This window comes from Streptomyces sp. NBC_01233 (genome assembly GCF_035989305.1).
Lineage (GTDB): Bacteria > Actinomycetota > Actinomycetes > Streptomycetales > Streptomycetaceae > Streptomyces.
The window spans coordinates 1,581,144-1,607,713 of sequence record NZ_CP108514.1; the positions used below are offsets into that span (position 1 = coordinate 1,581,144).

A 26,570-nucleotide genomic window follows, 5' to 3' on the forward strand; every position below is an offset into this window, starting at 1 on the left:
GGAACCGTCTCCGCCCGCAACAGCAGCTCGACGAGATCGACGACGAGGTACTCGATCCCCCGCCGCCGCAGGATCAGCGGCACCGCAGCACGCACATCCCCCGACCCGAACGCCTCACCCAGCACCGACCGCACCAACGCAGACAGCGCCGCCACACCCTCATCCAGCTCACCCCGCAGCAACACCCCATCCACACCAGCCGCCAGATACAGGGCAGGCACATGCTCCACGCGCACGCTGCGCAGGATGTACGGGTGCCCGTGCCGCAACGCCCACGCCCGCAAAGCGTCCCGCCGCGCAGCCACCCGGCCAAGTGAATCCGCCGTCATGGCCCCCAGACCACCGAACTGCGCGTAGCGCCTAACCGGTCCCGGAACACCGGTCAGCGCCGCGATCTCCGCCAGCACGGGACCACCCGTGAGGCGCTCAGTGAGCCACCCGGTCGACAACGCATACCGCACACGGTGCGGCAGACTCAGATCACCCCTGTCGAAACCGGCCGGGAGCCGCACACTCGCCGCGCGCTTCTCCGGGTTGAGTGCGTGGTCGGCCCAGCTGTGGAGGGCGACCGTGTCCACCTCACGGACATCGGGCTCCGCCGGATCCCGCACACCCACCTGCTGCGCCGCCCCGAACGCCTCCACCATGCTCATCCGCTTGCCCCTGAGCATCACACCCATCAGGAAATCCCGGAATCCCAGCGGATTTGACTCCACCACGTCCAAGGCCTTGTAGACGCGCAGCAGCCAGGCCATGACATCCGCCGGCTCTCTGCCGGCGGGCGCCAGCGGCACGCCCCCCGGATTCAGCCCGGGATCCGAAGCCCACAACGCACTCAACGTGTGAGGCGACGAGGGATGCTCGAAAGCCGCCAGGGAGAAAGCAGCGTGGACGACCCTGGGGTCGGCATCCCCCTTGGGATCGAGCAGCTTCTTCAGCAGCTGATCTGTATTGCGCGTGCCCGGCGGGAAGAACACCGCACTGAGCTTCACCCTCGCGTCAGTGTGCTGGTTGAGATAGGTCAACAGGCCGTTGAGTGCTTGGCGCGCGGTGGTGACCAGACGCGGGTCGGCGGTCAGAACCTTCCCCACCGCTACTTCGTAAACAGCGTCGAGGTCCTCCTGCGCAGGCAGACCCTCTTCCTCATCGATGTCGGAACCACTGTTCCAGTCCGCTTCCTCGGGCTCAGCCTGCGGGCCGGCCTCGGCCGCCTTCACATGGGTGTAGGGACCGGCCTCGTCCTGGCGTTCCTGCCAGTCACTGACCGTCAGCACGGTCTGCCCGGCGAACAAGTGCGGGGACGTCTCGGGCTGCTGCGCGTAGCGGGAGATGTCCCGCAGCGACGGCGAGGACCCCACCTCCACCTCCACCAGCATCCGCCGCCCACCGGGCAGTGCCGCAACCTCCCGCATCGCCAGCCGCTGATCCCGCGTGCCGGCCTGAAGCCCGGCGACCACCAGACTCCCCACCCGCTCGCCCGGACCAGCCATCGCCACCCACACCGGCCCCCCGGCCGCCCCGGCAGCCTCGGCGGGGGGCAACGAGGCCAGCGCCTCCAACGCCATCGCCCGGTGCGCCGCGGCCTCCCCCAGCACAGCCTGCGCCAGCTCACCAGCCCGCTCCACCAAAGCAGCACGCGAAGCAGCACGCGACCCCGGCGCCACACCACCATGCGCACCCGCCAGAGCGGCGAAAGCCCCGTCACGCATCAGCAGCGACGGGAACCCGCCCCCACCGTCCGCCGCACGCACCACCACACGCTCAAGCTCCCGCACCTGCCCCGCAGGACCACCACCAGCAGCCAGGAACGCACCATCAGGACCACTGACCACATGAAGCGCCAGCGCATAAGCCCGATGCGCGACACTCCCGGAAACCTCCACCCCGGCACGGCCCCCGGTGAGCGACCCCGCCAACTCGAGATACGCGCTGCGGTGAGGCAGATCAACAACATACTCCGGGCTCCACGGCAATAGGTCGAGACGGAGCAGCTGCTCGGTCCGCTCATACAGGTTCACCGCGTCCCCGTACAGCAGCGACAGCTCCAAGCCCCTGACCGTGTTGGAGTCTACTGACGCCTCGAACAGGTCGTAGAGGGAATAGCGGTTGTCCGGGAGCAGGCCGGCCATCAGCACGGCTCGCAGGACCCGCATGTGCACGTCGGTGAGACGGAGGCGCTTCTTCAGCCCGTCCACGATCGTGCGCAGCAAGGCCGGGTCCGCGACGGCGAGGAATCCCCGGGCCCGCAGCTCGTGGAATCGGGCACTGTTCTTGTCTCTCGGTTTGACCGATGTGACCCCGCCCAGGCTTCCCGCCAGGGCACTGACGAACTCCTCCAGCGTGGCCCCGGACCCCGGCTGGAGGAAGTGCGCCCTCCACTCCTCCTCGCGGCCCTCAGACATGTCCGCCGCGGGCATCAACATCCGCAGGGCCCGGCCCGGGTCCCCCGTCTCCTCCAGGTAGCTCTCATACAAACCCTGCAGGAGGACACGCGCGTCCTCGACCAGCGCCGGTTTGCGGGCCAGCGCGCGGCCCAGGGCGTCCTCGTACTGCCGGGTCAGCTCCTGCCACCGCTGCGAGCCGAAGAACACATCGTAACGCCCCGGCCGCCCACCGAAGACGGCATCCGCCTCCCGAGCCGCCGCGGCAATGGCCTCCGGCCCGCGCCCCGTGAACGGCACCCAACGCGGCTCCGGATCACCCGATTGGTGCACCAGAGCCAATGCCACCCCATCGGCGGTGCCCGCTTCGAATTCGGCGCTGATGACGTTCGGTGCCCACACAACGTGGCGCGGATTCGCGTCCGCCACCGTCTGGCCCAGCGCGTCAAACCCGGGGAGCGACTCGCCCGGCCGGCACGCGAAGAGGACCAGAGGCAGCCCCTCCTCCCCGGGCCGGTAACGCTTGAGGAGCTCTCCCAGGTAATGGCCGACCTCCCCGCCCGTCACCCTGCGAAGGCCACGCCGGGAGCCAGTCGTGAAAACCATCGCCTGTGCCACATGGGAAGCCAGGACGAAGCCGTCACCCGATCCGTTCCACGGGACCGGGATAGAGGAGGCGATGACCCGGTGTGAGCCTTCAATTGTATCGAACTGGCGTATGTCGAAGAAGATCTCGGCCGTGCGGTGGAACCGCACATGCTGCTGTGATAGCGGCATGGCGTTGGCTCCGATGACGCGGTCGGTGCCAGGGCGGGTAGTGGCATGGGTGATGATCTCCCGGTCCCACTCGCGGACCGGGAGCGGAGCGGGAACCTCGGCAAGGACCACATGCGTGTACCGCTGACCGGTAGCCGCGTCGAACACCACCCCACGCGACACCTCCCGCAACTCCGTCGCCCGCGCGAACAACGCCGGCCGGGCAGCGGGATCCGGCGCGAACACCGCCACATCACGCGCCGTGGAATCCCGGACCTCATACAGCACCAGACCATCCACACCACCAGCAACGGCAACGGCACCGGCAACGGCCGCTTCCCGCAGCACCGCATCCCGGCTCGTGCCCGCCCGGTGCAGAGCAGGAACCCCGGACACGCTCTGCCCCCCGGAACCCACCCACCACACCGGCCCCAGAACGGCCGGCAGCAGCTCGACCGCCTCCACCGCCATCTCCCGGTGCCGCACCAGCTCACCGAGCAGCCCCTCACCCCCGCCCAGCACCACATCAGCCGCCCCGCCCGCCAGCCCCGCCAGCACCACCCCCCGGTCCAGCCCGACGGCAGGAACCGCCTCCGCCCGCGACAGCAGCTCCTCAATCCCCCGCCGCCGCAGGATCAGCGGCACCCCAGCACGCACATCCCCCGACCCGAACGCCTCACCCAGCACCGACCGCACCAACGGATACAGCGCCGCCACACCCTCATCCAGTCCAGCCCGCAGCAACACCCCATCCACACCAGCCGCCAGATACAGAGCAGGCACATGCTCCACGCGCACGTTCCGCAGGAGGAACGGATGCCCGTGCCGCAACGCCCACGCCCGCAACGCATCCCGCCGCACAGGCGTCGTAGCCGTCGGATCACCGAACTGCGCGTAGCGCCCGACCGGTCCCGGAACAGCGGTCAGCTCCGCGATCTCCGCCAGCACGGGAGCGTCCGTGAGCTGCGGAGTGAGCCACCCGGTCGACAGCGCGTACCGCACACGGTGCGGCAGACTCAGGTCACCCTTGTCGAAACCGGCCGGGAGCCGCACACTCGCCGAGCGCCCCTCCGGGTTGAGTGCGTGGTCGGCCCAGCTGTGGAGGGTGACCGTGTCCGCCTCACGGACATCGGGCTCCGCCGGATCCCGCACACCCGCCTGCTGCGCCGCCCCGAACGCCTCCACCATGCTCATCCGCTTGCCCCTGAGCATCACACCCATCAGGAAATCCCGGAATCCCAGCGGATCGGGATCCTCCATCTCCAAGGCCTTGTAGACGCGCAGCAGCCACGCCATGACATCCGCCGGCTCTCTGCCGGCGGGCGCCAGCGGCACGCCCCCCGGATTCAGCCCGGGATCCGACGCCCACAACGCACTCACCGTGTGAGGCGACGAGCGATGCTGGAAAGCCGCCCAGGAGAAGGCAGTGAAGAGAAGCCCGGGGTCGGCATCGCCCTTGGGATCGAGCAGACTGTTCAGCAGCTCATCCGTATTGCGCGTGCCCGGCGGGAAGAAGACCGCACTGACGTCAACCATCGCGTCAGTACGCAAGGTGATGTAGACGAACAGGGCCTTGAGTGCTTGGCGCGCCGTCTCGACCAGACGCGGATCGGCGACCAGAACCTTCCCCACCGCTACTTCGTAAACAGCGTCGAGGTCCTCCTGCGCAGGCAGACCCTCTTCCTCGTCAAGGTCGGAACCGCTGTTCCAGTCCGCTTCCTCGGGCTCAGCCTGCGGGCCGGCCTCGGCCGCCTTCACATGGGTGTAGGGACCACTCTCGTCCTGGCGTTCCTGCCAGTCACTGACCGTCAGCACGGTCTGCCCCGCGAACAAGTGCGGGGACGTCTCGGGCCGCTGCGCGTAGCGGGAGATGTCCCGCAGCGACGGCGAGGACCCCACCTCCACCTCCACCAGCATCCGCCGCCCACCGGGCAGTGCCGCAACCTCCCGCATCGCCAGCCGCTGATCCCGCGTTCCCGCCTGAAGCCCGGCGACCACCAGACTCCCCACCCGCTCGGCCGGACCGGCCATCGCCACCCACACCGACCCCGCAGCACCATCGGCGGGAGGCAACGCGGCCAGCGCCTCCAACGCCATCGCCCGGTGCGCCGCAGCCACCCCCAGCACGACCTGCGCCAGCTCACCGGCCCGCTCCACCAAAGCAGCCCGCGAAGCAGCACGCGACCCCGGCGCCACACCACCATGCGCACCCGCCAGAGCGGCGAAGGCCTCGTCGCGCATCAGCAGCGACGGGAACCCGCCCCCACCGTCCGCCGCACGCACCACCGAACGCACAAGCTCCCGCACCTGCCCGGCGAGGCCGCCCTCAGCGGCCAGAAGGGGACCATCAGGACCACTGACCACATGAAGCGCCAGCACATAAGCCCGATACGCGACACCCCCGGAAACCTCCACCCCGGCACGGCCCCCGGTAAGCGAACCCGCCAGCTCGAGATACGCGGTGCGGTGAGGCAGATCAACGAACGGATACTCCGGGCTCCACGGCAACAGGTCGGGGCGGAGGAGCTGCTTGGTCCGCTCATACAGGTTCACCGCGTCCCCGTACTGCAGCGACAGCTCCAAGCCCCCGACCGAGTCTACTGACGCCTCGAACAGGTCGTAGAGGGAATAGCGGTTGTCCGGGAGCAGGCCGGCCATCAGCACCGCTCGCAGGATCCGCACGTCCACGTCGGTGAGAACGAGGCGCTTCTTCAGCCCGTTCACGATCGCGATCGGCAAGGCCGGATCCGCGACGGCGAGGAATCCCCGGGTCCGCAGCTCGTGGAATCGGGGAGTGTTCTTGTCTCTCGGTGTTATCGATGTGACCCCGCCCAGGCTTGCGGCCAGGGCACTGACAATCTCCTCCAGCGTGGCCTCGGCCCCCGGCTGGAGGAAGTGCGCCCTCCACTCCTCCTCGCGGCCCTCAGATATGTCCGCCTGGGGCAGCAGCATCCGCAGGGCCCGGCCCGGGTCCCCCGTCTCCTCCAGGTAGCTCTTGTACAGCCCCTTTAGGAGGACACGCCCGCCCTCGACCAGCGACGGGTAACGGGCCAGCGCGCGGCCCAGGGCGTCCTCGTACTGCCGGGTCAGCTCCTCCCACCGCTGCGAGCCGAAGAGCACATCGTAACGCCCCGGCCGCCCACCGAAGACGGCATCCGCCGCCCGCCCCGCCTCGGCAATGGCCTCCGGCCCGCGCCCCGTGAACCGCACCCAAAGCGGCTCCGGATCACCCGATTGGGGCACCAGGCCGACTCCCACTCCAGCGGCGCCCACACCGAATTCGTTGCTGATGACGTTCGGTGCCCACACAACGTGGCGCGGATTGGCGTCCGCCACCGTCTGGCCCAGCGCGTCAAACCCGGGGAGCGACTGGCCCGGCCGGCACGCGAAGAGGACCAGGGCGAGCCCCTTCTCTCCCGGCCGGTAGCGTCTGAGGAGCTCTCCCAGGTAATGGCCGACCTCCCCGCCCGTCACCCTGCGACGGCCACGCCGGGAGCCGAGGTCGAAGTACATCCCAGCGGCCGCATGCGCATTCAGGACGAAGCCGTCACCCGATCCGTTCCACGGGAGCGGAACAGAAGGAACGGCGAGACGGTTTGACCCTTCAAATAGCTCATACTGCCGTATGTCGAAGAAGACCTCGGCCGTGCGGTTGTACCGCACATGCAGCTGTGATAGCGGCATGGCGTCGGCTCCGACGACGCGGTCGGTGCCAGGGCGGGTAGCGGCGCGGGTGATGATCTCCCGGTCCCACTCACGGACCGGCAGCGGAGCGGGAACCTCGGCAAGGACCACATGCGTGTACCGCTGACCGGTAGCCGCGTCGAACACCACCCCACGCGACACCTCCCGCAACTCCGTCGCCTGCGCGAACAACGCCGGCCGGGCAGCGGGATCCGGTGCGAACACCGCCACATCACGCGCCGTGGAATCCCGGACCTCATACAGCACCAGACCATCCACACCACCGGCAACGGCGCTGGCATCGGCCGCTTCCCGCAGCACCGCATCCCGGCTCGTGCCCGCCCGGTGCAGAGCAGGAACCCCGGACACGCTCTGACCCCCGGAACCCACCCACCACACCGGCCCCAGAACGGCCGGCAGCAGCTCGACCGCCTCCACCGCCATCTCCCGGTGCCGCACCAGCTCACCGAGCAGCCCCTCACCCCCGCCCAGCACCACATCAGCCGCCCGGCCCGCCAGCCCGGCCAGCAGCACCCGCCGGTCAGGCGCGACGGCAGGAACCGCCTCCGCCCGCGACAGCAGCTCCTCGATGCCCCGCCGCCGCAGGATCAGCGGCACCCCAGCACGCACATCCCCCGACCCGAACGCCTCACCCAGCACCGACCGCACCAGCGGATACAGCGCCGCCACACCCTCATCCAGCTCACCCCGCAGCAACACCCCATCCACACCAGCCGCCAGATACAGGGCAGGCACATGCTCCACGTGCACGCTGCTCAGGATGTACGGGTGCCCGTGCCGCAACGCCCACGCCCGCAACGCATCCCGCCGCACAGGCGTCGTAGCCGTCGGATCACCGAACTGCGCGTAGCGCCCGACCGGTCCCGGAACACGGGTCAGCTCAGCGATCTCCGCCAGGACGGGACCGCCCGTGAGCTGCGGAGTGAGCCACCCGGTCGACAGCGCGTACCGCACACGGTGCGGCAGACTCAGATCACCCTTGTCGAAACCGGCCGGGAGCCGCACACTCGCCGAGCGCCCCTCCGGCACGAGTGCGTGGTCGGCCCAGCTGTGGAGGGCGACCGTGTCCGCCTCACGGACATCGGGCTCCGCCGGATCCCGCACACCCGCCTGCTGCGCCGCCCCGAACGCCTCCACCATGCTCATCCGCTTGCCCCTGAGCATCACGCCCATCAGGAAATCCCGGAATCCCAGCGGATCGGGCTCCGCCATTTCCAAGGCCTTGTAGACGCGCAACAGCCACGCCATGACATCCGCCGGCTTTCTGCCGGCGGGCGCCAGCGGCACGCCCCCCGGATTCAGCCCGGGATCCGAAGCCCACAACGCACTCACCGTGTGAGGCGACGAGCGATGCCCGTAAGCCGCCAGAGAGAAAGCAGCGAGGACGAACCGGAGGTCGGCATCGCCCTTGGGATCGAGCAGCTCCTTCAGCAGCTCATCTGTATTGCGCGTGCCCGGCGGGAAGAACACCGCACTGACCTCAACCGTCGCGTCAGTACGCGAGGTGATGTAGGTGAACAGGGCCTTGAGCGCCCAGCGCGCCGTCACGGCCAGACGCGGGTCGGCGACCAGAACCTTCCCCACCGCTACTTCGTAAACAGCGTCGAGGTCCTCCTGCGCAGGCAGACCCTCTTCCTCATCGATGTCGGAACCACTGTTCCAGTCCGCCTCCTCGGGCTCAGCCTGCGGGCCGGCCTCGGCCGCCTTCACATGGGTGTAGGGACCACTCTCGTCCTGGCGTTCCTGCCAGTCACTGACCGTCAGCACGGTCTGCCCCGCGAACAGGTACGGGAACGTCTCGGGCCGCTGCGCGTAGCGGGAGATGTCCCGCAGCGACGGCGAGGACCCCACCTCCACCTCCACCAGCATCCGCCGCCCACCGGGCAGTGCCGCAACCTCCCGCATCGCCAGCCGCTGATCCCGCGTGCCGGCCTGAAGCCCGGCGACCACCAGACTCCCCACCCGCTCGCCCGGACCGGCCATCGCCACCCACACCGACCCCGCAGCACCATCGGCGGGAGGCAACGAGGCCAGCGCCTCCAAAGCCATCGCCCGGTGCGCCGCGGCCTCCCGCAGCACGGCCCGCGCCAGCTCACCAGCCCGCTCCACCAAAGCAGCACGCGAAGCAGCACGCGACCCCGGCGCCGTACCAGCATGCGCACCCGCCAGAGCGGCGAAAGCCTCGTCGCGCATCAGCAGCGACGGGAACCCGCCCCCACCGTCCGCCGCACGCACCACCAGACGCTCAAGCTCCCGCACCTGCCCGGCAGGGCCACCGTCAGCGGCCAGAAGGGGACCATCAGGACCACTGACCACATGAAGCGCCAACGCCTGAGCCCGATGCGCGACACTCCCGGAAACCTCCACCCCGGCACGGCCCCCGGTGAGCGACCCCGCCAGCTCGAGATACGCGGTGCGGTGAGGCAGATCAACGAACGGATGCTCCGGGCTCCACGGCAACAGGTCGGGGCGGAGGAGCTGCTCGGTCCGCTCATACAGGTTCACCGCGTCCCCGTACTGCAGCGACAGCTCCAAGCCCCTGGCCATTTGGGAGCTTACTGACGCCTCGAACAGGTCGTAGAGGGAATAGCGGTTGTCCGGGAGCAGGCCGGCCATCAGCACCGCTCGCAGGAACTGCACGCCCCCGTCGGTGAGAACGAGGCGCTTCTTCATCCCGTCCACGATCGCGATCGGCAAGGCCGGGTCCCCGACGGCGAGGAACCCCCGGGCCCGCAGCTCGTGGAAGCCGGGAGTGTCCTTGTCTCTCGGTTTGGCCGATGTGCCCCCACCGAGGCTTGCAGCCAGGACCATGACGACCTGCAGCAGCGTGGCCCCGGCCCCCGGCTGGAGGTAGTGCGCCCTCCATTCCTCCTCGCCGCGCATGGACATGTCTGCCTGGGGCAGCAGCATCCGCAGGGCCCGGCCCGGGTCCCCCGTCTCCTCCAGGTAGCTCCCATACAGCCCCTTTAGGAGGGAACGCCCGCCCTCGACCAGCGACGAGTTGCGGGCCAGCGCGCGGCCCAGGGCGTCCTCGTACTGCCGGGTCAGCTCCTCCCACCGCTGCGAGCCGAAGAGCACATCGTAACGCCCCGGCCGCCCACCGAAGACGGCATCCGCCGCCCGCCCCGCCTCGGCAATGGCCTCCGGCCCGCGCCCCGTGAACCGCACCCAAAGCGGCTCCGGATCACCCGATTGGGGCACCAGGCCGACTCCCACTCCAGCGGCGCCCACACCGAATTCGTTGCTGATGACGTTCGGTGCCCACACAACGTGGCGCGGATTGGCGTCCGCCACCGTCTGGCCCAGCGCGTCAAACCCGGGGAGCGACTGGCCCGGCCGGCACGCGAAGAGGACCAGGGCGAGCCCCTTCTCTCCCGGCCGGTGGCGTCTGAGGAGCTCTCCCAGGTGACGGCCGACCTCCCCGCCCGTCACATTGCGAAGGCCACGCCGGGAGCCGAGCGGAAAGAACATCCCCACGGTCGCATGGGAACTCAGGACGAAGCCGTCACCCGCTTCGTTCCACGGGAGCGGAACAGAAGGAACGGCGAGACGGTTTGACCCTTCAAATAGCTCATACTGCCGTATGTCGAAGAAGACCTCGGCCGTGCGGTGGAACCGCACATGCTGCTGTGACGGCGACACGGCCTCGGCGCCGATGACGCGGTCGGTGCCAGGGCGGGCAGTGGCACGGGTGATGATCTCCCGGTCCCACTCACGGACCGGCAGCGGAGCGGGAACCTCGGCAAGGACCACATGCGTGTACCGCTGACCCGTAGCCGCGTCGAACACCACCCCACGCGACACCTCCCGCAACTCCGTCGCCCGCGCGAACAACGCCGGCCGGGCACCGGGATCCGGCGCGAACACCGCCACATCACGCGCCGTGGAATCCCGGACCTCATACAGCACCAGACCATCCACACCACCAGCAACGGCACCGGCAACGGCCGCTTCCCGCAGCACCGCATCCCGGCTCGTGCCCGCCCGGTGCAAAGCAGGAACCCCGGACACCGTCTGACCCCCGGAACCCACCCACCACACCGGCCCCAGAACGGCCGGCAGCAGCTCGACCGCCTCCACCGCCATCTCCCGGTGCCGCACCAGCTCACCGAGCAGCCCCTCACCCCCGCCCAGCACCAGCTCAGCCGCCCGGCCCGCCAGCCCGGCCAGCAGCACCCGCCGGTCAGGCGCGACGGCAGGAACCGCCTCCGCCCGCGACAGCAGCTCCTCGATGCCCCGCCGCCGCAGGATCAGCGGCACCCCAGCACGCACATCCCCCGACCCGAACGCCTCACCCAGCACCGACCGCACCAACGCAGACAGCGCCGCCACACCCTCATCCAGCTCACCCCGCAGCAACACCCCATCCACACCAGCCGCCAGATACAAAGCAGGCACATGCTCCACGTGCACGCTGCTCAGGATGTACGGGTGCCCGTGCCGCAACACCCACGCCCGCAGAGCATCCCGCCGCACAGCCACCCGGCCGACCGCATCCGCCGTCGTAGCCGCCAGGGCACCGAACTGCGCGTAGCGCCCGACCGACCCCGGAACACCGGTCAGCGCCGCGATCTCCGCCAGCACGGGACCGCCCGTGAGCTGCGGAGTGAGCCACCCGGTCGACAACGCATACCGCACACGGTGCGGCAAACTCAGGTCCCCCTTGTTGAAACCGGCCGGGAGCCGCAGACCCGCCAAGCGCTTCACCGGTTCGAATGCGTGGTCGGCCCAGCTGTGGAGGGCGACCGTGTCCGCCTCACGGACATCGGGCTCCGCCGGATCCCGCACACCCGCCTGCTGCGCCGCCCCGAACGCCTCCACCATGCTCATCCGCTTGTCCCTGAGCATCACACCCATCAAGAAATCACGGAATCCCAGCGGATTTGACTCCACCACGTCCAAGGCCTTGTAGACGCGCAACAGCCAGGCCATGACATCCGCCGGCTCTCTGCCGGCGGGCGCCAGCGGCACGCCCCCCGGATTCAGCCCGGGATCCGCAGCCCACAACGCACTCAACGTGTGAGGCGACGAGCGATGCCCGTAAGCCGCCACGGCGAAAGCACCGAAGACGACCCTGGGGTCGGCATCGCCCTTGGGATCGAGCAGCTTCGCCAGCAGATCATCTGTATTGCGCGTGCCCGGCGGGAAGAACACCGCACTGACCTCAACCGTCGCGTCAGTACGCGAGGTGATGTAGGCGAACAGGGCCTTGAGCGCCTGGCGCGCGGTGCCGACCAGACGCGGGTCGGCGGTCAGAACCTTCCCCACCGCTACTTCATAAACAGCGTCGAGGTCCTCCTGCGCAGGCAGACCCTCTTCCTCATCGATGTCGGAACCACTGTTCCAGTCCGCCTCCTCGGGCTCAGCCTGCGGGCCGGCCTCGGCCGCCTTCACATGGGTGTAGGGACCACTCTCGTCCTGGCGTTCCTGCCAGTCACTGACCGTCAGCACGGTCTGCCCCGCGAACAGGTACGGGAACGTCTCGGGCCGCTGCGCGTAGCGGGAGATGTCCCGCAGCGACGGCGAGGACCCCACCTCCACCTCCACCAGCATCCGCCGCCCACCGGGCAGTGCCGCAACCTCCCGCATCGCCAGCCGCTGATCCCGCGTGCCGGCCTGAAGCCCGGCGACCACCAGACTCCCCACCCGCTCGCCCGGACCGGCCATCGCCACCCACACCGACCCCGCAGCACCATCGGCGGGAGGCAACGAGGCCAGCGCCTCCAAAGCCATCGCCCGGTGCGCCGCGGCCTCCCGCAGCACGGCCCGCGCCAGCTCACCAGCCCGCTCCACCAAAGCAGCACGCGAAGCAGCACGCGACCCCGGCGCCGTACCAGCATGCGCACCCGCCAGAGCGGCGAAAGCCTCGTCGCGCATCAGCAGCGACGGGAACCCGCCCCCACCGTCCGCCGCACGCACCACCAGACGCTCAAGCTCCCGCACCTGCCCGGCAGGGCCACCGTCAGCGGCCAGAAGGGGACCATCAGGACCACTGACCACATGAAGCGCCAACGCCTGAGCCCGATGCGCGACACTCCCGGAAACCTCCACCCCGGCACGGCCCCCGGTAAGCGAACCCGCCAACTCGAGATACGCGGTGCGGTGAGGCAGATCAACGAACGGATGCTCCGGGCTCCACGGCAACCCGTTGGGGCGGAGGAGCTGCTCGGTCCGCTCATACAGGTTCACCGCGTCCCCGTACTGCAGCGACAGCTCCAAGCCCCTGGCCGTTTGGGAGCTTACTGACGCCTCGAACAGGTCGTAGAGGGAATAGCGGTTGTCCGGGAGCAGACCTGCCATCAGCACCGCTCGCAGGCCCCGCACGCCCCCGTCGTTGAGAAGGATGCGCTTCTTCAGCCCGTCCACGATCGCGATCGGCAAGGCCGGGTCCCCGACGGCGAGGAACCCCCGGGCCCGCAGCTCGTGGAATCGGGGAGTGTCCTTGTCTCTCGGTCTGGCCGATGTGCCCCCACCGAGGCTTGCAGCCAGGACCATGACGACCTGCAGCAGCGTGGCCCCGGCCCCCGGCTGGAGGTAGTGCGCCCTCCATTCCTCCTCGCCGCGCACGGACATGTCTGCCTGGGGCAGCAGCATCCGCAGGGCCCGGCCCGGGTCCCCCGTCTCCTCCAGGTAGCTCCCATACAGCTTCTGAAGGAGGGAACGCCCGCCCTCGACCAGCGACGAGTTGCGGGCCAGCGCGCGGCCCAGGGCGTCCTCGTACTGCCGGGTCAGCTCCTGCCACCGCTGCGAGCCGAAGAGCACATCGTAACGCCCCGGCCGCCCACCGAAGACGGCATCCGCCGCCCGGGCCGCCGCAGCAATCGCCTCCGGCCCCCGCCCCGTGAACCGCACCCAACGCGGCTCCGGATCACCCGAATCGCGGGCCAGGCCCAATCCCACTCCAGCGGCGCCCACACCGATTTCGCCGGGGTACACACCGCGTTCGTTGCTGACGACGTTCGGTGCCCACACGACCTGGCGCGGATTGGCGTCCGCCACCGTCTGGCCCAGCGCGTCAAACCCGGGGAGCGACTGGCCCGGCCGGCACGCGAAGAGGACCAGGGCGAGCCCCTTCTCTCCCGGCCGGTGGCGTCTGAGGAGCTCTCCCAGGTGACGGCCGACCTCCCCGCCCGTCACATTGCGAAGGCCACGCCGGGAGCCGAGCGGAAAGAACATCCCCACGGTCGCATGGGAACTCAGGACGAAGCCGTCACCTGCTTCGTTCCACGGGACCGGAACAGAGGGGACAGCGAGCCGGCTTGACCCTCGAAACAGCTCATACTGCCGTATGTCGAAGAAGACCTCGGCCATACGGTGGAGCACCACATGCTGCTGTGATGGTGATATGGCGTCGGCGCCGATGACGCGGTCGGTGCCAGGGCGGGTAGCGGCGCGGGTGATGATCTCCCGGTCCCACTCGCGGACCGGGAGCGGAGCGGGAACCTCGGCAAGGACCACATGCGTGTACCGCTGACCGGTAGCCGCGTCGAACACCACCCCACGCGACACCTCCCGCAACTCCGTCGCCTGCGCGAACAACGCCGGCCGGGCACCGGGATCCGGCGCGAACACCGCCACATCACGCGCCGTGGAATCCCGGACCTCATACAGCACCAGACCATCCACACCACCAGCAACGGCACCGGCAACGGCCGCTTCCCGCAGCACCGCATCCCGGCTCGTGCCGGCCCGGTGCAGAGCAGGAACCCCGGACACCGTCTGACCCCCGGAACCCACCCACCACACCGGTCCCAGAACGGCCGGCAGCAGCTCGACCGCCTCCACCGCCATCTCCCGGTGCCGCACCAGCTCACCGAGCAGCCCCTCACCCCCGCCCAGCACCAGCTCAGCCGCCCGGCCCGCCAGCCCGGCCAGCAGCACCCGCCGGTCAGGCGCGACGGCAGGAACCGCCTCCGCCCGCGACAGCAGCTCCTCGATGCCCCGCCGCCGCAGGATCAGCGGCACCCCAGCACGCACATCCCCCGACCCGAACGCCTCACCCAGCACCGACCGCACCAACGCAGACAGCGCCGCCACACCCTCATCCAGCTCACCCCGCAGCAACACCCCATCCACACCAGCCGCCAGATACAAAGCAGGCACATGCTCCACGTGCACGCTGCTCAGGATGTACGGGTGCCCGTGCCGCAACACCCACGCCCGCAGAGCATCCCGCCGCACAGCCACCCGGCCGACCGCATCCGCCGTCGTAGCCGCCAGGGCACCGAACTGCGCGTAGCGCCCGACCGGTCCCGGAACACCGGTCAGCGCCGCGATCTCCGCCAGCACGGGACCGCCCGTGAGCTGCGGAGTGAGCCACCCGGTCGACAACGCATACCGCACACGGTGCGGCAAACTCAGGTCCCCCTTGTTGAAACCGGCCGGGAGCCGCAGACCCGCCAAGCGCTTCACCGGTTCGAATGCGTGGTCGGCCCAGCTGTGGAGGGTGACCGTGTCCGCCTCACGGACATCGGGCTCCGCCGGATCCCGCACACCCGCCTGCTGCGCCGCCCCGAACGCCTCCACCATGCTCATCCGCTTGCCCCTGAGCATCCCGCCCATCAGGACATCACGGAATCCCAGCGGATTTGACTCCACCACGTCCAAGGCCTTGTAGACGCGCAACAGCCAGGCCATGACATCCGCCGGCTCTCTGCTGGCGGGCGCCAGCGGCACGCCCCCCGGATTCAGCCCGGGATCCGCAGCCCACAACGCACTCAACGTGTGAGGCGACGAGCGATGCCCGTAAGCCGCCAGGGAGAAAGCAGCGAAGACGACCCTGGGGTCGGCATCGCCCTTGGGATCGAGCAGCTTCGCCAGCAGATCATCTGTATTGCGCGTGTCCGGCGGGAAGAACACCGCACTGACCTCAACCGTCGCGTCAGTACGCGAGGTGATGTAGGTGAACAGGGCCTTGAGCGCCTGGCGCGCGGTGCCGACCAGACGCGGGTCGGCGGTCAGAACCTTCCCCACCGCTACTTCGTAAACAGCGTCGAGGTCCTCCTGCGCAGGCAGACCCTCTTCCTCATCAAGGTCGGAACCACTGTTCCAGTCCGCCTCCTCGGGCTCGGCCTGCGGGCCGGCCCCGGTCGCCTTCACATGGGTGTAGGGACCACTCTCGTCCTGGCGTTCCTGCCAGTCACTGACCGTCAGCACGGTCTGCCCCGCGAACAGGTACGGGAACGTCTCGGGCCGCTGCGCGTAGCGGGAGATGTCCCGCAGCGACGGCGAGGACCCCACCTCCACCTCCACCAGCATCCGCCGCCCACCGGGCAGTGCCGCAACCTCCCGCATCGCCAGCCGCTGATCCCGCGTGCCGGCCTGAAGCCCGGCGACCACCAGACTCCCCACCCGCTCGCCCGGACCGGCCATCGCCACCCACACCGACCCCGCAGCACCATCGGCGGGAGGCAACGAGGCCAGCGCCTCCAACGCCATCGCCCGGTGCGCCGCGGCCTCCCCCAGCAGGCCCTGCGCCAGCTCACCAGCCCGCTCCACCAAAGCAGCCCGCGAAGCAGCACGCGACCCCGGCGCCGTACCAGCATGCGCACCCGCCAGAGCGGCGAAAGCCTCGTCGCGCATCAGCAGCGACGGGAACCCGCCCCCACCGTCCGCCGCACGCACCACCACACGCTCAAGCTCCCGCACCTGCCCGGCAGGGCCACCGTCAGCGGCCAGAAGGGGACCATCAGGACCACTGACCACATGAAGCGCCAACGCCTGAGCCCGATGCGCGACACTCCCGGAAACCTCCACCCCGGCACGGCCCCCGGTAAGCGAACCCGCCAACTCGAGATACGCGGTGCGGTGAGGCAGATCAACGAACGGATACTCCGGGCTCCACGGCAACAGGTCGGGACCGAGGAGCGCCTCCGTCCACTCATACAGGTTCACCGCGTCCCCGTACAGCAGCGACATCTCCAAGCCCTGGGCCGTTTCGGAGCCCACTGACGCCTCGAACAGGTCGTAGAGGGAATAGCGGTTGTCCGGGAGCAGGCCGGCCATCAGCACCGCTCGCAGGAACTGCATGTGCACGTCGGTGAGAAGGAGGCGCTTCTTCATCCCGTTCACGATCGTGCGCGGCAAGGCCGGGTCCCCGACGGCGAGGAACCCCCGGGTCCGCAGCTCGTGGAAGCCGGGAGTGTCCTTGTCTCTCGGTGTGACCGATGTGACCCCGCCCAGGCTTGCGGCCAGGGCACTGACGATCTCCTCCAGCGTGGCCCCGGACCCCGGCTGGAGGAGGTGCGCCCTCCACTCCTCCTCGCCGCGCACGGACATGTCCACCTGGGGCAGCAGCATCCGCAGGGCCCGGCCCGGGTCCCCCGTCTCCTCCAGGTAGCTCCCATACAACTTCTGAAGGAGGACACGCCCGCCCTCGACCACCGCCTGGTTGCGGGCCAGCGCGCGGCCCAGGGCGTCCTCGTACTGCCGGGTCAGCTCCTGCCACCGCTGCGAGCCGAAGAACACATCGTAACGCCCCGGCCGCCCACCGAAGACGGCATCCGCCGCCCGCCCCGCCTCGGCAATCGCCTCCGGCCCGCGCCCCGTGAACCGCACCCAAAGCGGCTCCGGATCACCCGATTCGTGCCTCAGCCCCAGCCCCAACCTACCGCCCGCGAAACCGGCTGTCGCGGCAAGGGTGTTCGGTGCCCACACAACGTGGCGCGGATTGGCGTCCGCCACCGTCTGGCCCAGCGCGTCAAACCCGGGAAGCGACTGGCCCGCCCGGCACCCGAGGAGGACCAGGGTGAGCCCCCACTCTCCCGGCCGGTAGCGTTCGAGGAGCACTCGCAGGAAATCGCCGACCTCCCCGCCCGTCGCGCTGCGACGGCCACGCCGGGAGCCGAGCCCAAAGAACATCCCATGGGTCACATGGGAAATGAGGACGAAGCCGTCACCCGCTTCGTTCCACGGGAGCGGGATAGAGGAGGCGACGACCCGGACAAACTCGTCAACTCTATCGTAGTGGCGTATGTCGAAGAAGATCTCGGCCGTGCGGTGGAGCCGCACATCCACCTCTGTCGGTGGTATGGCGTCGGCTCCGATGACGCGGTCGGTGCCAGGGCGGGCAGTGGCACGGGTGATGATCTCCCGGTCCCACTCGCGGACCGGGAGCGGAGCGGGAACCTCGGCAAGGACCACATGCGTGTACCGCTGACCGGTAGCCGCGTCGAACACCACCCCACGCGACACCTCCCGCAACTCCGTCGCCTGCGCGAACAACGCCGGCCGGGCACCGGGGTCGGGTGCGAACACCGCCACATCACGCGCCGTGGAATCCCGGACCTCATACAGCACCAGACCATCCACACCACCAGCAACGGCACCGGCACCGGCAACGGCCGCTTCCCGCAGCACCGCATCCCGGCTCGTGCCCGCCCGGTGCAAAGCAGGAACCCCGGACACCGTCTGACCCCCGGAACCCACCCACCACACCGGCCCCAGAACCGCCGGCAGCAGCTCGACCGCCTCCACCGCCATCTCCCGGTGCCGCACCAGCTCACCGAGCAGCCCCTCACCCCCGCCCAGCACCAGCTCAGCCGCCCGGCCCGCCAGCCCGGCCAGCAGCACCCGCCGGTCAGGCGCGACGGCAGGAACCGCCTCCGCCCGCGACAGCAGCTCCTCGATGCCCCGCCGCCGCAGGATCAGCGGCACCGCGGCACGCACATCCCCCGACCCGAACGCCTCACCCAGCACCGACCGCACCAGCGGATACAGCGCCGCCACACCCTCATCCAGCTCACCCCGCAGCAACACCCCATCCACACCAGCCGCCAGATACAAAGCAGGCACATGCTCCACGCGCACATTGCTCAGGATGAACGGATTCCCGTGCCGCAACACCCACGCCCGCAAAGCATCCCGCCGCACAGCCACCCGGCCGACCGCATCCGCCGTCGTAGCCGCCAGGGCACCGAACTGCGCGTAGCGCCCGACCGGTCCCGGAACACGGGTCAGCGCCGCGATCTCCGCCAGCACGGGAGCGCCCGTGAGGCGCTCAGTGAGCCACCCGGTCGACAACGCGTACCGCACACGGTGCGGCAAACTCAGATCACCCTTGTCGAAACCGGCCGGGAGCCGCAGACCCGCCAAGCGCTTCACCAGGCCGAATGCGTGGTCGGCCCAGCTGTGGAGGGTGACCGTGTCCGCCTCACGGACATCGGGCTCCGCCGGATCCCGCACACCCACCTGCTGCGCCGCCCCGAACGCCTCCACCATGCTCATCCGCTTGTCCCTGAGCATCACGCCCATCAGGAAATCCCGGAATGCCAGCGGATCGGACACCGCCACGTCCAAGGCCTTGTAGACGCGCAACAGCCACGCCATGGCAGCCGCCGGCTCTCTGCCGGCGGGCGCCAGCGGCACGCCCCCCGGATTCAGCCCGGGATCCGAAGCCCACAACGCACTCAACGTGTGAGGCGACGAGGGATGCCCGTAAGCCGCCACGGCGAAAGCACCGAAGACCAACCTGGGGTCGGCATCGCCCTCGGGATCGAGCAGCTTCTTCAGCAGCTCATCTGTATTGCGCGTGCCCGGCGGGACGAACACCGCACTGACCTCGACGGTCGCGTCAGTATGCGAGGTGATGTAGGTGAACAGGGCCTTGAGCGCCTGGCGCGCGGTGCCGACCAGACGCGGGTCGGCGACCAGAACCTTCCCCACCGCTACTTCATAAACAGCGTCGAGGTCCTCCTGCGAAGGCAGCCCCTCTTCCTCATCGATGTCGGAACCGCTGTTCCAGTCCGCTTCCTCAGGCTCAGCCTGCGGGCCGGCCCCGGTCGCCTTCACGTGGGTGGAGGGACCGGCCTCGTCCTGGCGTTCCTGATCTGCGGAGGACCCCGGCACGATGCCGGTCGGGGCGGGATACTGCTTGACGGACGTCGTTTCCGTGGCCGTCACATACCAGTACCGGCCGTGGTCGTCCTCCCGCCAGGCACCCTGGCCGAGGCGCAGCTCCGTTCCGGCCGCGTAGATCGCGGGCTGTAGGGCGGGCTGCGCCGCGGCGAAGGATATGTCCCGTGCCGAGGAGTCGGCCACCTCGATGAGTGTCCAGTGGCCGTCCTCGCCCGCGGGTACCCCGGGGAGAGCGGAGCGAGTACCGCCCTCATCCAGTGACACCGCCTGGAACTGCGGGACGACGAAGGTGCCGGCGTTGCTGGGCAGCCACGCGGTGTACCAGACCGACGAGTTGACGGGTGGGAGCAGCTGGAGGGCTTCGGCTGCCATGGCCAGGTGCACGGGGACCGCGTCGCGCAACTCCGATTCCAGCCCGTCGACCTGGAGGCGCAGGGCCTCTGCCGCAGCCTTCCATCCGCCATCGGCAGGAGGCCTGCCTGCCTCGGCAGCCAGCATGGTCTGCTCGACCACAGCGCGGAACGAAGCGTGACGCATCAGGAGGAGCGGGAAGGCGGGCCCGCCCTGGGCGGCCCGGAGCGAGTTGAGGCCGCGGCGGACTGCCTGGTGGGCGCGGAGTGCAAGCCCGGGGTGAGGGGCGGTGAACTTCACGTCCAGCAGGTCACGATCGCGTGTGCTGCTGAGCAGGTACAGCGCAGTGATGTGCGCCGGTGTCAGTGCGTACAGGGGCGAGGCACTCGAATGCCGCTCGTTCCACGCGTCCACGGCCTTTCTGCGGCCGTCGGAAGCGGCATCGCCGCGGAGCGCGCCGACAATGTCAGCGGGGATGCTCTCACCGCCGGTCAGCGCCGGCGTCAGCCATTGGTTCCGGATTCCGTACAGAGTCTGGTAAGGGGTCTGCCCCCGCCCTAGGTCCGTGCGGTCCAGTTCGGCGAAAGCCCATGCGTACAGGTGCGCCGCGTCACCCAGGGCGACGGTCTCTTCAATGGGAGACGTCAGTAGCGGCCAAGAACCGTTGAACGCGTCAGCGAGGGTGCCGTGGCCCTGTGCCAGCATCCAGCTGAACAACGCGGTGCGGGCCATCGGGACCTGTTCTTCCGGCACCCGATCCATGTGAGCCATGAGGAAGGTGGTCACGATGAGCTGCCGGTTCGTGTCCGCGGTCAGGAGACCCCGGCCACCCGGCTGGACTCGTGCGGCGTCCCGTTGCAGGGAGCGGGAGCGGACTGCATCCCCCGACACCACGCCGGCAGCGACCGCGGCGTCTATGGCGGCTGCGACGAGTACGTCGGCGTACTGCGACGCCCATTCCTCTCCATCGTCCCACGCGGCAAGCATCAGGTGGGCCGCTTCGCGGACCTCCGGGGCCACCGCGAGCCGGCGGCCCAACGCACGTTCATAGGCTGCGCCGAGTTCGGGCCAGAGCGGGTCCTGGTAGAGACCGCGCAGCCATGCGGCGTAGGAGGCGTATGCCGGCCCGCTCGTACGGAGACTCTCGCCGGAGCCGGACTGGGGGGAGAAGTGTTTGAATCGTGCCCATTTCGTGGGCGAGGTCACATCCTGAATGGGCACAGGATGGCCGGTGTCTGACCCGATGACGCGGATCAGGTGGGTCGGAGCGACAACAGTCAACCCACTGCCCGTAGCGACTGCTTGAGCCAGTGGCACACCACCGAGTGTTTCGGCTCCCGAGTGGCAGGCAAGCAGGACGATGCGGGAGTCCTGAGGCAACTTGTTGCGCTGCACCAGTCGCCTGATGTGTTGTCCGAACTCCGTACCTGCGACATGCCTGACGCCGTGGTGGGACAAGGCGAAGAGCCCGCGCGGTGAGGCGTGGGTGTAGATGGACAACGAGCGATCGTCCCAGGGGACGGGAGTTCTCCGCCCGAAGTCTTCAAGCCTTCCTTCTGCCAGGGAGGTGAACCAGTGGGTGGCCTTGTCCCAGTTCGGCGCTCCGCGCTCGAAAAATCGCCATTCCCTATGGTTGATGCTGCTGAAGCCCACGAGACGATCGGGCCCCTTCACCGGCAAGGTCAGGATCTCAGGGGTCCACGGCCCCTTGCGGTGGAGGTCCTTGAGAGTGACGTGGAGGAACTGTGTCCCGGTGGCCCCGTCGACGGATGACGTGGCCGATTCCACCTTGAATCCGCTGAGCTTGGGGAAAAGAACCGTCTCCTCCGAAGCCGTGCGACCCAGCGGGGTGATGTCGCGCCCGTTGGATCGTTCCACCGACCACACCACCGCCACGGAATCGCCGGCCCCGGGTGGGGCGCCGAGTCCGGCGATCGCTCCTGCCAGCGTGTTCCGCGCCCTGTGGAAGGGGGGCACCTCGAACTTGGCTCCCGGCCGCGGCGGTTCGGCCTCCCAGCTCGCCCACATGACCCGGTGCGGCGCCTTGGGGAGCATGGCGAGGGCTTCAGTAGCCATTTCGCGGTGCGAAACCAACTCGTGGAGGCGTCCGTCAGTGATCTGCACCCCGCGCCGCACCAGACGAGCTGACCGATCGGCATGCGTTTCCGGCGTCCCCGCCTCTTCGCCCAGCAGCGAACGGAAGGTCTGGTCTTGCAGGAACAGCAGCGGCAGGTGTGCCCTCGGCGAAAGTTCACCAAGCGCCCTCTGGACCAGGGACTCGATCACGTTCTCACGTCGCGCTTTCGCACGCTCACCGCCGACGGTGAGTACCGGGTCCATCAGCCGGGCATCGGCACCGCTGGCGAGGAAGAGGGCCAACAGGTAAGCACTGTTGAGATTGGCGTCCAAAAGATCGAGCGAGCCATGCCGCGTGGCCCACTCGGCCAGCGCACCGCGCCGATGCCGGCGGTCTTCGGCCAGCAGCTCGGAGCGCGGGGCTTGCGAGTCGCCGCGCTGACGGAAGACCAGTTCGCTCAATCCCGTCATGATGGCTCCGCCCTCTGCCATCCCATCCAACAACCGGACGTGCCGGGCGCGGTACATCGTGTGATGGGGCGGCTGGAAGTCGGCGCGGGACAGGTTCGCGGCCGCTATCGCTTCCGCCACATCGGAGAGGGTTTCCGCGCGCTTGTACGCGTCCAGGAAACCGTGTGCCCACCCGTACAGCGCTGCCGCGTCCTCGTGCGCCATGTCGGGCGCGTGCCCTTGTTCCACGCCCGCCACGCGAGAGCCGTGCAGCACCTCCGCCAAGGTGTAGTCGTCCTCTGGGGGAAGACCGGCCAGCAGTGCCTCGCGGAACAGGGTGGGATCACCCTCCTTGATGGGCAGCGCATCGTAGGCCCGCAGCAGCCACGCGATCCTCGCGACGGCTTCCGGCCGCATCCGGATCCCACGTGCAACCTGGTCGGGAGGTGTCTGCGCGTGCGGAGGAAGCGCAGGAGGCTGGAGCGAGAGGGGGTGCGCGGCCTGTGGGCCGTCGCGCCACACGTCGCTCAGTGTGCTGCCGGACGGGCCGGGGAGTGCAGCCCTGGTGAACAAAGTGATCAGCTGGTCGAGGTGGAGGGAGTTGTCGTCCTGGTTCGTCCACTCCATGAGCGATGCCCGCAGGCCATCCGCGTCGCTGCTGGAACCGGGCAGCGCGAAGGCGAGCGCCGCAGCGTCGGGGCCGAAGTGCTGTTCCAGGACGGTCAGCAGGGCGTGTACGGCCGTCTTGGCCCCCGTGAGCAGCTGTGGGTCGGCAGCGAGGGCCGTCCGGACGTCGGCTTCGTACTGCCGACTGCGTGGCTCCCACCTCGGGTCGGCATACAGATTCGGGAAGCGCGGCGCCGACACGGTACGTGTGCCGACCGCGAGTTCGGTCCGGGGCTCCGGCTCGCCCGAGTTCCAGTCCTCGGGCAGCGGTTCGTCCACGAAATGCGGCAAGTCCGCTTTCTGCGGGCGGTTCGGGACGCTGGGCGTGGGGGGCGGGGGTGTCGCATCGGGCGGCACGTCGGCGGCGTTCCGGGGCTGGAATTTCCGCCATTCGGTCGCTCTGCCTTCGTCGTCGTGTCGCAATGTGATGTGGTCGCCGTCGCCTGAGTCCGTCTCGGAGAAGGCGACTTTTCCAGTGGGGGCGTTGACGGTCAGGCCGGAGATGTCGGCGACGATCTGGGCGTCGGCGATGGTGTTGTGGGCACCGTCGGCGCCGGCTGTGCAGGAGAAGAGGGTGATCTCCTTGAAGTCTGAGAGTTGTGGTTTGAGGTGGCGTACGAGTTCGCCGAGCTCTTGGGCGCTCATGCGGATCTGGCGGGTGCGGGGCGCTGTTCCGGGGCGGCGGGGGGTGTTGGGGTCTTCGACGACGGCCTTGAAGCCCTTCTCGTCGTGGTGCAGGCCGAGGAAGAAGGAGTCCTTGAAGTTCGGCGGCAGGTCCTGCCAGGAGCCGTCCCACTTGCCTTCGCTGTTCCGGACGCCCTGGTAGAACTGGGTCTGGTCCGACAGCTTTCCGTAGTTGCCTTTTCGCCGTGCCAGGTGGTTGTCGTTGAATGAGATTGCTCCCGTCACCTTGCCCTGTGCGTTGGTGACGGGCTGAAGACGCAGCTGGGGTCCCGTCCATGCGCTTACCGGGGGCTTGGTGTACTTCTTCGGCGGTTGCGCGGGCTTGCGGGGCGGGACGGTGTACGTGCCGGTGGTGGCAGGAGCTGTGGGGGAGGGTGCTGCGGGGGAATGGCCCGTCTGCGTGCCGCGGGGGTCGGTTGCGGCCCCGGTGGTATCGGTGGCGGGCTGCTGGGTGGCGGGCCTGGGTGCGGGGTCGGCGGACTGGGTGGGGACCAGGCCGGGGGTGGTGGGCAGGCCGGGGGTGGTGGAGGCCGCGCCTGTCCTGCCGGAGGTTGTGGGCTGCTGCGCGGCTGTGGTGTTCGTGTGGGGGACGGGCTGTGTCGTCGGGGTGGAGGGGGTGGCTGCGTTGGACGTGCTGCCCGTGGTCGCGGCCGGTGTGCCCGCGGTGGCGGTGGTCGTGGGCGGGACGGTCGTGCCGGGCACGCCCGTGGGAGCGGTGGAGGCGGAGTGGGCGGGCAGGGGAAGGCCGGTCTGGGCGGCGGTGGGCAGGGGTCGGGTGTCCGTGGGCGCAACGGTGGGATCCGACAGAGGGTCCGGCACTCCCGTGACCGGCACGCCGGCGGCCGGGGCTCCGTGGACCGGCACGCCCGGAACCGTCGTGCCCTGAGGCAGGCCCGTGACCGGCAGACCTGCGAAGGGGGTGTCCGTGGCCGGCTGGCCTGTGACGGGCAGGTCCTGGGGTGTGTCCTGGGCCTGGGCGCCCTGGGGCAGGCCGGCCACGGGTGTGCTGTGCGGCAGGCCTGTGACCGGCAGGTCCCGGGGCTGGGTGTGGGGCGTGTCCTGGACCGGGGTGGTGGGGTCGAGGATTGCCGTGGGGTCGGGAACCGCTGCGGGATCGAAGGCCCGGGTGGGGTCGGTCGTGGACCAGGTGGGGCTGGTTCCGGCCGTGAACGCCTCGCGGCCGGATGCCAGGGGCAGGCCGCCGGGGTCGAAACCCGTGAGCGGTGAAGCGGTACCCGGGTCGGTGAAGTCGGTGGTGACGTCCTCGAGGTCGGAGAGGTTGGCGACGTCGTCCGACAGGGCGCTGACATCACTCAGGCCGGAGGGGATGCCATGGATCCCCGAGAGCGCGCTGACGTCACTGAAGACCGACTCGGTATCACTGAAGTCGGTGGTGACGTCCTCAAGGTCGGAGAGGTTGGCGACGTCGTCCGACAGGGCGCTGACATCACTCAGGTCGGAGGGGATGCCATGGATCCCCGAGAGCGCGCTGACGTCACTGAAGACCGACTCGGTATCACTGAAGTCGTTGGTGCCGTCGTTCTGGAACCCGTCACCCGGGTCCACGACCCCCTCGGCGGGGACCTGTTGCGTGGTGTCGTCGATCCTGCCGGTGAACGGCGCAACGGGTGCGGTCCCGGCCGTGACCGCACCGGGCACCACCGGAACATCCTGCCCGACGGTGAAGGCCGGCGGGACCGTTTCCGCGGCCACGGTCGGCAGCGGCACCACCACGGGCGGCACGCCCGGCCGCGTGACACCGGCCGCGGTGCCGGGCGGCATCTCGACCCCGCCGCCCACGGGCAGTTCCGGCAGATCCCCGGACGCCACCGACGGCCGGTCCACCCGACCGCCCGCACCACCCACCACCGTGTTCGTGTTCGTAACGGTGTCGGGCAGGGTGACGTCGAACTTCCGCTGGAAAATGTCGTGGACCGCCTGACCGGTCCACTCCGCCAGACCCTCCGCGACCGTGAACAGAACACCGCTGGTACCAGCACTGACGAACGTGCCGAGGTCGACGGCGAACTTGCCCTCGAACATCCACTCCACCAGGGTCTTCGCCCCGGTCTCCGCGAAACCCTCGTTGACGAACGACTCCGGGACCTCGAAGACCTCCTTCACCCACTGCGGCTTGTCCCTCAGGAAATCCTTCGTGAACTTCGCGGTGACCTCGCCCAGCCCGCCCCCCAGCACACCGGCCACCAGCCCGAACACAGCCGACTTCCCGATATCACGCCAGTCCAGCGCCGTCCGCCGACGGTCCGTGTCCTCCGGCGCCAGCATCGAGGTGACCTGCGCCAGAAACGTCACGAAGGCCTCCTGCAAAGCCTCCATCACACCCGACACAGGCGTCCCCAGCCCATGCCCCATCCGCTGGAGGATCAACAGCATCCGCAACGCCGTACGCGACTTCGCGGTGATGATCTGCGTCAGCGACGACCCACCCGTGAACACCGACAACGCCAAAATCAACGCGATCTCCAAGTTCATGAAAATGAACTCAAGGAGGATCTCGTACTTGCTCTCACTGAGCTTCCTCGACCGGTCGACCTGCGTCCAGCCCAACCCGTCAAGCTGATCAGCGAAATCCCGAAGATGATTCCGCCCACCATCATCAACAAACAAATTCAACGCGGCAATGAA

The 26,570-nt window shown here is 69.3% G+C and carries 1 protein-coding gene (only partly in view); it reads right to left on the reverse strand.

Annotation, left to right across the window (positions count from 1 at the left end):
* Positions 1-26,492: the start of a hypothetical protein gene (locus tag OG332_RS07310; protein WP_327412677.1), read on the reverse strand. 51,625 nt of this gene lie to the left of the window's left edge; 26,492 of the gene's 78,117 nt are visible here — the first part of the coding sequence; its start codon is at positions 26,490-26,492; its stop codon lies beyond the left edge, outside the window.
* Between the last annotated feature and the right edge of the window lie 78 nt (positions 26,493-26,570).